The sequence below is a fragment of the Microcoleus sp. S1D4 genome (assembly GCF_036700765.1).
Lineage (GTDB): Bacteria > Cyanobacteriota > Cyanobacteriia > Cyanobacteriales > Microcoleaceae > Microcoleus.
Window position 1 is genome coordinate 56,464 of the sequence record NZ_JAUBPP010000011.1, and the last position, 12,786, is coordinate 69,249.

Annotated in this window: 5 protein-coding genes; 1 reads left to right on the top strand and 4 read right to left on the bottom strand. The window is 45.2% G+C overall.

The window, feature by feature from the left end; genetic code table 11:
* Positions 1 to 15 precede the first annotated feature (15 nt).
* From QT998_RS13590 to rpiA, 3 genes are all read right to left on the bottom strand, one after another.
* Positions 16 to 771, bottom strand: a complete 756-nt coding sequence (locus tag QT998_RS13590) for a Fe-Mn family superoxide dismutase (protein ID WP_333114967.1) — start codon at positions 769 to 771, stop codon at positions 16 to 18.
* A gap of 216 nt (positions 772 to 987) precedes the next feature.
* The gene (locus tag QT998_RS13595) at positions 988 to 2,172 is read right to left on the bottom strand and encodes an aldo/keto reductase (RefSeq protein WP_442921970.1); all 1,185 of its coding nucleotides are present in this window, start codon (positions 2,170 to 2,172) and stop codon (positions 988 to 990) included.
* A 472-nt stretch (positions 2,173 to 2,644) separates the two neighbouring features.
* Complete coding sequence (rpiA, locus tag QT998_RS13600; protein WP_333090695.1) at positions 2,645 to 3,361, bottom strand: ribose-5-phosphate isomerase RpiA; 717 nt, start codon at positions 3,359 to 3,361, stop codon at positions 2,645 to 2,647.
* A gap of 214 nt (positions 3,362 to 3,575) precedes the next feature.
* On the opposite strand from rpiA, the gene QT998_RS13605 reads away from it, so the two are divergent.
* On the top strand, positions 3,576 to 8,021 hold the full coding sequence (locus tag QT998_RS13605) for a tetratricopeptide repeat protein (RefSeq protein WP_333090694.1): 4,446 nt from the start codon (positions 3,576 to 3,578) through the stop codon (positions 8,019 to 8,021).
* A gap of 531 nt (positions 8,022 to 8,552) precedes the next feature.
* Here the strand turns inward: QT998_RS13605 and QT998_RS13610 are convergent.
* On the bottom strand, positions 8,553 to 12,770 hold the full coding sequence (locus tag QT998_RS13610; RefSeq protein ID WP_333218047.1) for a PAS domain S-box protein: 4,218 nt from the start codon (positions 12,768 to 12,770) through the stop codon (positions 8,553 to 8,555).
* Positions 12,771 to 12,786: the final 16 nt, after the last annotated feature.

Below are 12,786 nucleotides of genomic sequence, written 5' to 3' on the forward strand. Positions count from 1 at the left end.
ACACTATTTGTGAAACTAACCGATCGCCTTTTCGTAGCGCTTGTTAACTTCCGTCCAATTAACAACATTCCACCAAGCTTTTAAGTAGTCAGCACGCAGGTTTTGATACTTGAGATAATAAGCGTGTTCCCAAACATCGTTGCCCATGATTGGATAATTTCCTTCCATGAAAGGACTGTCTTGATTGGCGGTAGTTGCAATCTCTAATTTGCCTGCTTTGTTGCGAACCAGCCAAACCCAACCGCTGCCAAAACGCTTAGTTCCAGCCTCGTTAAATTTGGCTTGAAAATCGCTAACACTGCCGAAATTTTGCTTGATTGCTGTGGCAATTGCTCCTGTGGGTTCGCCGCCGCCTGTGGGACTCATGATTTCCCAAAACATACTGTGATTGAGGTGTCCGCCGCCGTTATTACGCACGGTTGTGCGAATATCTTCCGGCACTTTGCTCAAATCTCTGAGCATATTTTCCGCACTAATATTTTTAAGTTGCGGGTGTTTGCTGACAGCTTCGTTGAGGTTTTTAACGTAGGCAGCGTGGTGTTTGTCGTGGTGAAACTGCATTGTCCGCGCGTCGATGTGCGGTTCTAAAGCGTTGTATTCGTAAGGCAGAGGCGGCAGTGTAAAAGGCCCTGGAGTTTGAGCTATTTTTGTATCTTTGGGCGCTGAACTTGCTTGCAATACACTATTTCCTGATGCTTGGCAAGCACCTGCGGTAAGAGCTCCGACGCTAGCTGTCAGCAAATACAAGAAATCTCGGCGTTTGAGAGTCATAAAAAATACCTAAGTGGATTATTAACTGTTTGATCTCAGATTAAAGCAAAATGGGAGGGAGTTTGGAAAAAAAAGTTATATCGCCCGAATGGATGAGACGGATGGGTGATGGTTGTGAGAGTTTTTTGAGTATACGCTAATTGTGTGCGCCTGAGTAAAACTCATGTGTTCCGGTTAACTAACCCGATTTCTATGTTGAAACCGGGTTTTTTTTGATTATTCTTGGGAAAGACGCTGCACGGATTCGCCTCCAAAAAGCAGATCTGCTGCTTGCAGAATACCGGGTATTTTGGCGGCGTGGGGGCTGTGGGCGAGACAGCGGCGCAAGTCCAATTCATTGAGGCAATCGGCTTTTTTGCCGGGAAACCAGTGGCTGGCGTTACCTAAGAGGTTGTAGCGCATCTTGCAATAGTCGATCGCATCGTAAGCATTCGCCAAATTCCACAGCCACAAAATCACACGAATGTTAACCTCTCCGGGAGTATTTTCGATAGTTGGTAAACCGACATCCCAAGTCTTAAACCAATCTTCTCCTAATTTATCAATCGCTGCCTTTTCCAACCTTGCTAATATCGGCGGCAACAATTCATCGGCTCTATCTAACAATTTTACAGTTGTCAGATGCTCGTTAAAATCTTCAGGTTTGGCAGCACCCAAACTCAAAGTATGTACTTGCGGGTGCGACAAACAAAACAAATCATTAAACACCATCGGACTCAGGGGATAGCACAAATCAACCAATTTTTGCGATGGGTTGTAAAGTTGACCGCCTTTGTCAGAAGGGCTGATAATAAAAACGCCCATGTCGTGACGTTTGGCCGCTTCAATTGCGGGCCAATTAATTTGATTGATGTAGTACCAGTGCAAGTTAATATAATCAAATTGATTGGTTTCAATGGTTTTAACAATCACATCCGTCGGCCCGTGAGTTGCAAAACCAATAAACCGAACTTTGCCTTCTGCTTGCAATTGTTTAGCAACATCCATGCAGCCGCCGGGACGCATAGATTCCTCTAGCAATTCCCACGTATTAATGCCGTGTAAGGAAAATAAATCGACGTATTCTAGTTGCAAATAAGCTAAGGATTTATTAAATTCTTCGCGAAACTCCTGGGAGTTGGCTTGGGGATTTACTTTTGTTTGAACTATCAATTTTTCGCGGGTAAACTGCGGCAAAATTAAGCCCAACTGCATCTCGGAAGTGCCGTAACCGCGAGCAGTTTCTATGTGATTGATGCCGCATTCGATAGAATAACGAATTGTGGCTTCTACATTTTGTTGATTCTCTGGTGGAATCTCATTTACTGGCACGTCTTGCCATTTGTGGTGATATCTCATACCGCCACAGGAAAAGACGGGCATGGATAATTCTGTGCGGCCGAATCTGCGATATTGCATCATAAATAGAAGGAAGAAGGAAGAAGGAAGAAGGAAGAAGGAAGTTCGGCAACGAGCAATGTACGGGATGTAACGGATGTAAGTCCGTCGGAAGAAGGAAGAGGGAAGAGGGAAGAAGTCCAACGTCATTAGTCATTAGTCGGTAGGGGCGGTGCCCCCGTGCCCGCCCTCTTAGCTTAGCAGTCATTAGTCATTAGTCATTAGTTATTAGTTATTAGTTATTAGTTATTAGCTATTAGTTATTAGTTATTAGTGCTGTCCCTCCGAGCGAACCTCCAACATCATCAGGAATCAGGAACCATAATCATGATTGCAGTTATCAATAAAGTCCTAAATTTATTGGTGGTTAATATACATTAATCAAACAGGCTTTTTGTTTTTTTAGACTGCACTCTACCTTATAATAGTTTTGTTTAGAACAGGCAAGATGCCTGTTCAACCAGGATTTTTTTGACAAGCTGCAGGTCAGCTTTGACTATTTAGAAATCTCCCGAACTGCGGGTTTGCCTTCCTTGATTTCGCCGACTAAAACTAAATCAGTACAGCCTACAAATAAGCCATTTTCTAACACACCAGGAATGTTATTCAATGTTTTTTCCATTTCTGCGGGGTTAGGAATGTCATCAAATTTGACATCAATTACCATGTTACCTTGGTCGGTAATTACTGGGCCGGCTTTTTTGATTCCCATGCGGAGTTCTGGTTTGCCGCCCAATTTTTCGATGGCGCGAGTAACGGGGGTGATTGCCATCGGTATTACTTCGATGGGTACGCGAAAAGTAGAGCCCAATTTATCTACCATTTTGGAACTGTCAACTACTACAATAAACTGAGTTGCGAGGTAATCGACAACTTTTTCGCGGGTGTGCGCTGCGCCGCCACCTTTAATTAAGTTGAGGTGCGGATCGACTTCATCAGCGCCGTCTATAGCTACGTCAATTCTGTCAATCTCATCTAATGTTGTCAGCGGCACTCCGTATTGTTTGGCCAATACTTCTGATTGAAAGGATGTCGGGACTCCCTTGATATCTTTGAGTTCACCTGATTTTATGCGATCGCCCAATGCTTGAATAGTATAAGCTGTAGTTGACCCCGTGCCGAGTCCGACAATCATACCAGATTTTACGCGATCGGCTGCTGCAAAGCCGACTTGCTGTTTCATCAATTTTACGGCATCTTGTTCTGTGGTCATGTTCGGTACTCCTTAATAGTTTTAAGATTATACCATTTATTATGGATTTATTTAACCGCAGAGAGCGCAGAAAACGCTGAGAGGAAGAAGAATAAGAGAGGAAAATAGCAAATTATTTCAAGTGGAAACTTCTCTCTTTCTTCTCTGCGCCCTCTGCGCCCTCTGCGGTTAAATAAAAAAAATCTAGTTCACAAATCGGCGGATAATTGCCATCATGAAAATCGGATTTTTGGATACCTACACTTGGGATTACAATATTGATACTCCTTACCGCGAACCTTTGGGTGGCACTCAGTCGGCTATTTGTTATTTGGCTGAGGCGTTGGCTGCGCTGGGAAGCGAGGTATTTTTACTTAACAATACTTCCGAGTCTGGGATGTCGCGCGGTGTTGATTGCAGGCAGCGGGTAGGGAATAAAGCTAATTTAGAATTGCTGCGATCGCTCGATTTTTTAGTTATAGTCAATATGGTCGGCAAAGCGCTGGAAATTAAGCCGCTTTTGGACCAACATACTAAGTTAATTTTGTGGATTCATAACGAACCCGGCTTTGTCTTTCTTGAAAATTTTAATAATCCTCAAGAAGTTAATGCTTGCGATGCGTTTGTTTTTGTTAGCGACTGGCAGCGCGAGCAATTTCACACTCGTTTTGGGATTGACTTGAATCGCAGTTATGTTTTAAGAAATGCGATCGCACCTTGTTTTGCTAACATTTTTCACGATAATATTTCTATCTTATCTCAAAAATCTCTACCGCCAATTATAGCTTACACCAGCACTCCCTTTCGCGGACTAGATATTTTGTTAAAAGTCTTTCCCGAAATTCGTCAAGCTGTCCCCGGCACTAGATTAAAAGTATTTTCTAGCATGAAAGTACACCAAATAGACGACAATGATAACAATCTTTTTTTCGGTAAACTTTACCGCCAATGTCAGGCAACAGCAGGCGTTGAGTACATCGGTTCTATACCGCAACCCGAACTCGTCCGGCAACTGCGTTCTGTCGCGGTTTTAGCTTACCCTAATACCTATTTGGAAACGTCATCTATTGCGGTGATGGAGGCGATGGCCAGCGGTTGCCGGATTGTGACGAGTGATTTGGCGGCTTTGCCGGAAACAACGGCTGGATTTGCGCGTCTAGTTTCTCTGTCGGGGACAGAAAATTTGGCATCGGTAACTAATTGGAACCGTGCCGGAAAACCGGATTGGGAGGGATATACAAGGCGGTTTGTTGAGGCGACAGTCTCAGTTTTAAAAGAGTTTGCGGGGGCCGGCAGCGCCACTGTTGAAAATGATCTGAGACGGCAGGTAGAATATATAAATCGAGGGTGTACTTGGTCTGTGCGTGCCGGAGAGTGGGTAGAATGGTTGAATAGTATTAGTGTAAAACCTGTAAGAGTGGCAGAGAAAATGATCGCGGATTCTTTGGTAGATTTCAAGGCAGTTAAAAGTTATTTCCTAAAAGGCAATCGGCTGAAAGATGCAGGCAATTTCGAGGGCGCTATTGAAAATTATCAGCAAGCTTTAGAGTTGAATCCAGCCGAGGTGGAAGTTCATAAAAAGTTGGGGGAAGTTTATATTTTGCAAGGAGAATTTGCTAGGGCGATCGCCCAATGCAATCTCGCCCTTAAATTCCAACCGAATTTTGCTGCCGCTTACTTGACGCTGGGTAATGCCCTGCAGGCTGAAGAGAAGCTGGAAATGGCAATTAAAGCTTATTTGCAAGCTTTAGAAATTCAGCCGGAATTTGCCGAAGCTAGCGCGAATCTCGGCAGTATGTATTACAAGTTAGGGCAATTGGAACAGGCGACAAATTGTTACCAAAAAGCTCTTGCTATTAATCCCAATTTGTGCTCGGTTCATTTGATGCTGGCAGGCGTTTTGCAGCAGCAAGGAAAGTTAGATGCAGCAATTGCTTGCTGTCAAAAAGTGCTGCAACTGCAACCTGGAGATGCTAGCGCCAGGGAGAAACTATCGAGTTTGACTCAAGAAAAACAGCAAGAAACTGGCAGCCAAGTCATCGAATTAGAAACAGAATCAGACGCAGCGCAACCAATATCTGTCAATAAAGATGAAGGCTACGGCTTGCAGCCTTCTAGCATCAATTTGCCGCCTGCGCCTACCACAGAAAATTTAAATACTCCGTTTACCAATCCCGCCGCAGTTTCCGAACAAGTTACCTCGCTGAAGGTTCCAGACAGCAGACAAGTTGCCAATTATCAAGAAGTAGAACCCTACAAAAAACTGGCAGAAAACTGTTTAGTTCAAGGTAAAATTAAAGAGGCGATCGCAGCGTGCCAGCAAGCCCTAAAAATTCGCCCTGATTACATCCACGCTTACGTCACTTTAGGCAATGCTTTGCAAGCGGGAGGCAAAATTGAAGCTGCTATTCGATCCTATTCTCAAGCCTTAGAATTGCAGCCAAACTTTGCGGAAGTGCGGGCAAATATTGGCAGTATGTACTTTAAAATGGGACGTTTGGAAGAGGCGATCGCCAATTACCAGCAAGCCATTGCCTTGAGTCCCGATTTAGCGGGCGCTCACTGGAATTTAGGGAAAGTATATCACAAACACGGCAACGTTGAAGCAGCGATCGCGTGTTTTAAAAGAACATCCGAGCTCAACCCGCAGCTTGTCGGTGCCGACTTCCACTTTAACTTAGGTAATCGGCTTTTCAGTCAAGGAAAGCGCGACGAAGCCGTCGAAAGCTACGAAAAGGCGATCGCCATTAAACCCGATTGGGCAGAAGCCTATGCTAACATCGGCAGCGCGCGATCGCAACAAGGCAATCTCGATGCTGCCATCACTTACTATCAAAAAGCTGTAAGTTTCAAGCCAGAATTAGAAGTTCTGCACTTCAATTTAGGCAACTCATTCTTACAGCTATGCAGGTACGAAGAAGCAATTATTCATTACCAAAATACTCTCAAAATCAAGCCAGATTGGCCGGAAGTTCACGCTAACCTAGGCAGTTGTTTTTCCATGCTGGGACGGCTGGAAGAAGCTTTAACCAGCTATCAGCAAGCTTTGACACTAAAACCGGATTGGGCAGAGGTTTACTGCCGGATGGGACACATTCAAAAACAAGATAAGCCCCTAGAGGCGATCGCACATTTTGAAAAGGCGATCGAATGCAGCCCCAAATTCAGCGAAGCCCACCAACAACTCTGCGACTTGCTAAGCCACTCCACCAACCTCGCCAGAGCCCGCAGCGTCGCCGACAAATACTGCGAATTTTGCGGCGACAATGCCCCAGTCATGTCAGCCACAGCCTACGTCTTTTCCTACCTACAATCAGGTGTCAGTAAACAGGCAATTCAGAAACTCGAAGAAATCGAAAAACTCTGCTACGAAAAAGTCGAAACCTTTAGCGTCATCGAACTAAAACTGCTTTACGAAATCTTCCTATTTGCAGTTTCCCACCTGCGAGACAACCGCCAAAAAAATGCCAGTTTCTACCGATTAGTTGCCAAGGAATACTACAAAAAAGCCGTCATGCAGCGGCAGCAAATCAACCGCATCAAATCGGCAAATTTCCTCACAAAACAACAGCCCTTAAAAATCGGCTTCCTTTCCAAACACTTCCGCCGCCACTCAGTAGGCTGGTGCAGCGAAGCTTTAATTCGCGAATTAAGCCGCATCACTCCCCACGTTCATCTTTACGTCACCGGCAAACTCAACCGAGATGAAGTTACCGAACGATTTGAAGAAATGGCGGGCAAGTTTTACTGGCCGAAAAAATATCCCAACGGCTTTGCTGATGGCGGCGAAATCCTCGCAGAAGTAGTGCAAGACGATTTGGATGTTTTAATAGATTTAGACTCGATGACAGTGCCGACAAATGTCGAAGTGCTGTATCAATATCCTGCGGGAATTTGCGTGTCTTGGCTGGGATTCGATGCGCCCTACATTTCGGAAAATCACTACTTTCTCTGCGACGAACACACTCATCCCCCAGGCGTTGAAGAACATTACTTAGAACAGTTAGTTAGGTTGCCTAGTTGTTCGGTAGCAATTGGCGCGCTGCAAAGCATTGCCGTGAATCGAGAAGCCATTAGAAATGCTCTGGGAATTGGCTTAAATCAAATGGCTTATTTGTGTGTTGCGCCGGGGAGAAAAACGAATCCCGAAATGGTACAAGCTCAAGTTAGAATTCTCAAACAAGTACCAGATAGTTTGTTGATTCGCAAGGGCCAAGGCGATCCAGATGTTATTCACAGCACTTACCGCGAAGAATGCGATCTTCAAGGAGTAGATTTTGCTAGAATTAAGTTTATCGGGCAAACCAGAACCGAGGAAGAACACCGCGCTATTTATTATGTAGCTGACGTGCTGTTAGATTCCTATCCTTACAACGGCGGTACTCACAATTTAGAGGCTTTGTGGGCGAATTTGCCAGTAGTAACTCGATCCGGCGACCAATATCTTTCGCGGATGGGTTACGCTTTTCTCAAAAGCGCAAATCTTGATGTCGGCGCGGCTTGGAGTTGGGAAGAATACACGCAGTGGGGAGTTAAGTTTGGGCGGGACGCTGGTTTGAGAAATGCGGTGAAACAGCATTTAATAAAATCTAAACAGCCGGAACATCTCGCACCTTTGTGGAATCCTAAAAAGTTGGCTGAGGAGATGTATGAAGTGTTTCAGAAACTGTTAGCTAAATAGGTTAGTCAGTAGTCAGTAGTCAGTAGTCATACCAAATCCTAGTGACGCACTCCCTTTATGATGCGGTAGGGTGCGTCGCTACCGCATCGTTGCAAATAGCCAGAATTTTCGATGGCGACGCACCCTACTTTTACTTTTCCTCTGTGCCCTCTGTGGTTCAAAAAAAAAGAGATCTCAAGTACAGAAACGCGATTTCTGGATATTTTTACGCAACGCCGAGTAAAGTTTTGTAACAAGTTTCGTGAAAATGCGTAAAAATCCCGCGCCAAGCCTGATATATAAATGCTGATTCATAGTACGGCGATCGCCCTAACTTTATGCCAGTTGGGGCGATCGCTTTTTTTACTCAGGATCGAAAACTTAACAACTTAAACACCTCCGACAGTCCTCTCTCCCGTAAGTTGCCAGATAAAAGGAGGCAGAGTCTGCGGATCTGCATTACCAGGCAGAGCCTGGTAACGAGCAATAACTAATGACTAATGACTAATGACTAATGACTAATGACTAATGACTAATGACTAATGACTAATGTCAACTAGCCACTCGATCGCGCCCGCCCGACTTAGCCCGATAAAGCGCCTTATCAGCAGTTTCAATCAGCATCTTCGGCGAATTTTGATTTTCAGAAATCGTCGCCACCCCCATGCTGAGAGTCACGCAATCGGTGACAACAGACTTGACGTGGGGAATTGCTAAAGCTTTGACGCGCTGGCGGATTCCCTCAGCAACAGCCTGTGCGGTCGCGATGTCGGTATTTGGCAAAATCACCCCAAATTCCTCGCCACCGTACCTAGCAGCTAAATAAAGGCGTTCTGCGGGTGCATTCGTGCAACTATCCCCGATCGCCCGCGCGACTTGCTGCAAACAAGCATCCCCAGCCTGGTGGCCGTAGTTGTCGTTGTAAAGTTTAAAACAGTCAATGTCGCACATGATCAAAGATAGCGGTTCCGAACTGCTCGATAGTTCCCATTCGCGGTTAATCACCTCGTCAAACCGACGGCGGTTAGCTAGCTGAGTCAGACTGTCCAAATTCGCCAAGCCATCCAACCGCTGGTTAGCTGCTGCTAGCTGCTGGTAAAGTAAAGATTGTTCGATCGCGATCGCCACTTGAGTAGCCAAATGACTAAGCAAATCCATGTCAAACTGCTGCCACTGGCGGGGGGCAGAACAGTGGTGGGCAATCAGCAAACCCCACAACTTCGGTAATTGACAAGTAGGATTACCGTTGCGATTTTCGATTCCCTGCTGCACGATGGGCACAACTAAATTCGCTTTCACCTGACACCCTGCCAAAAAATTGACGTGGCACTCAGCAAAATTAGAAGTGTGAATGTCCTCGACCGCTCGAATTCTGTTCTTCAAATACTGTCCGACATAAGTATTAGCAAAACAGCAATCCTCTACACCCATACCCATCAGCGGCATCCATTCTTCCCCAACCGACTCCACCACCACATCTCCGTTCCAATCGGGTCGGAAGCGGAAAATAATCACGCGATCGGTTGCCAAAAATTCCCGCACTTCCGCTACTGTAGTGTTGAGAATATCTTCGATATCCAGAGAAGAACGGATGCGCGACTGAATCTGCGCGATCAGGCGTTCCCGTTCTACCTGCTGCCGCAGCGCTACTTGCGCTTGCTTGCTTTGAGTAATGTCCCTACCTTCCGGCAGCAGCAATACTATTTTGCCAGTTTCATCCTCGACAGGTTTGAGAGAAAAATCAACTGTTGCCGTTTCATGTGCGCCTTGAACTTCCACTTCATAGCGGACAAATTCGCCTTTGGCCGATCGAGAAATTGCCTCTTGTAACTGTTCCCGAACTTCCTCAGAACTTCCCCACCACGGCCCCTCCCAGAACGGGCGGTTTGCCACATCCCGCAGCTTAATTCCCGCAAAATCCAGAGAAGTTTGGTTAGCTTCCAGCAGAGTGCCGTCCGGTTTCAATAAGCTGACAAATTGAAACGAAGAATCAAAAATTGCTCGAAAGCGCCTTTGAGAATCTCCCAACATTGCCGTCACCTTTTCGCGAGAAGTAATATCGCGGAAGCGCCACACCCTGCCAATAATATCTTGTCCGACTCGAATCGGCTGCGTGTAGCGCTCAAAAGTCCGACCGTCTTTAAAATCGAGAATATCGCAGCCTTCGGACTCCGCATCGCTATAAATTTCTTTAATTTTCTGCAAAAAAGCCCTCGGGTCTATAACGTGCTTGGTGAGAAATGTCAGCCGCACCGTTCTATCCATCGAGTTTCTAACTTCTTCATGAATCCCCCACATTAAAACTAACTGTTCGTTAAAACTAATCAGTTCTCCGGCGGTACTAACGGCAAGAATGCCATCGGTCGTTGCTTCCATAGTAGCGTGCAGCAAAGAGCGCGATCGTTCTAATTCCGATGCTATTAATTTGCGTTCCGTGAGGTTTCGCACTGCTTTTACCTGCACTAAACGACCGTCGCAAACGACGAATTTACTCCGCACGTCAGCAGGAAAAGCAGTCCCGTCCCGCTTGAGAAAAATTGCTTCGCAGACTGTATTGGTGCTAGCGGAAATCATTTGTGGCGCTACTTTATAAGATTTTGGCGATAGCAATTCCAGCAAGCTCATTCCCACCATTTCCTCTGGATTGTAACCGAACATTTCGGCAAAGTCGCTATTGACGCTCAATATTGTGTCGCGGTCGGCGATCGCCACTGCTTCAAAATAAGCTTCGCTTTCGAGCAATTGTGCTGCTGTATTGCTGCCATTTCCCACAGTATAACTGCTATTAATTAGCTGTTGTAGTTGCGTATTTGCCGAATACAAAGCTGCCATTGCTTGCCGATACATAGCAGTGCGTTTCTCAACTTTTTCTGTGAGGCGATCGCGATATCTTCGCAGTTCCCTTTCGACTTTAATTAAATCTGTAATATCTACTGCAAACACGATCGCGCCAGCAATTTGACCTGTTTCATCCCGGTAAGGTATCCTATCTATTCGCACCCAGCATTTTTGACCGGAGACTGTGGGCAGAAGTTCGATTTTTCCCAGCTTGGGAACCCCCGAATTCATGACTTCCAAATCTTCTAAATAATATTGCTCTGCTTCGTCTGGATAGATTTCATAAAAAGATTTTCCTTCTAATTGATTGGCTGGCAAACCTCTCGATGCAGCGGCAGCTTTGTTAATTCGCAGCAGGCGACTTTCCCGATCTTTGTACCAAATCATCGCCGGCACAGAATCAAAAATAATTTGTTGTTCTTGGTGTTCCCGGCGCATTTCTGCTTCTGCTTGTTTTCTTCTAATTATTTCTTGTTGTAGTTTTGTGTTAGCTTTTTTGAGTTCTGCCGTGCGTTTTTCTACTCTTTCTTCTAGTCGGTCGTAGTATTTGCTCAGCAAGTTTTGTTGCTGTTCGCGCCGTATTGTTTCTGATTTAGCATTTTCGCTAGCTAACAAACTTGAAGATACAAAATCGGCTAATATTTTGGTTAATTCCTGTTCTTCTTCCGTCCACTGACCCCCACAATTTTCACGTTCGGCACTGATGATTCCTACCATTTGACCTGCTAGCACAATCGGTACGTTTAACAAAGCAGTCTGACCGCGATCGGCAAAATAAAGATTGGCAAGTTCTTGCGTTCTCGGGTCATCTTCTGCCGCCACAGTGGCGATGGTAGTTGCGGATTTTAAGGCTTGAAAATAGGCAGGACAGTCGGCTGCTGTGACGATTATTTGTACTGAATGAAGTTTAGTATTTTCTTCGTAAAAGTCGATGCAGTGAAGCTGAGTTTTGTCTTCGTCGTACAGCCAAATGCTGGCTCGATCGCAGTTGACGATACTGATAGCGGCTTCTGTGACTTCGCGGATGAATTGTTCTATATTGTTGCGTTCTTTAAGTTGAGTTTTGGCTAATTTGGCGATCGCCAAAGTTGGACTGCGCCAATTTTTTCTCAGGTTTGGCGACGCTGCTAGGGGCGCAGTCGCCTTAATTTCTTCGCAAACTAACAGTACAGTCGGTCGCTGGAAATTGACAATTGAGCGATCGCCATTATTGTCCTCTATTTTCCAGTCTACCCCAGCCAAAGCGCGCGCCGTTGCTTTGACCCAGATAACCCTACCATCTTTGCAAGTCAAGCGACCTTCCCAATAGGCAACTCCAGCAGCCAGCTTACCGTTTTTTGCCTGTGTTAGTGCAGCAAATTCGGTCTGCATTTTCTCTTGATCTTGACAGTAAAATATATTAAAAATTGAATGATAAATTAATTCCTGCGACCTGTAGCCGAGTCTCGTCTCGCCGAATTGATTGATTGAAAAAACTCTTCCCAAAGCGTCTAAAACGAAGTAAATGCCCGGAAAATTGTCGTAGAGAGTTCGATACCAATCCTGTTCAACTTGTTTGTTGCACGAAATGTTCGCTGCAGCGAGATCGCCGCCCGTACCGCCCAAGTGAGAATTGTGGTTTTCTGCGTTGCTTGAATGAATTTTTTTAGCAAACACTTTTAGCTTAACTCGACTGTAATTAGTTTTACTTTCTGGAATTGAACTTTCTTGTGAAACTAAATTAAACCTGTTATTTAGAAAAATTACAAATTGTAACAAAATTGCAACTTGCCCAGGGCGCTGGTTTTTGCTTCCCGACGTAAATCCTCTGTTTGTTCGTAGTTGGTAGATTGTCTGTTGGCGATATTTCCCGCTAGTTGCGGTGCTAGCAGGTTGAGTTGCAATTACCGCGTCTGTACTTGTAGTATCTCCGACAATGGAACAAACCGACACTCAAGGATTTTAAGTA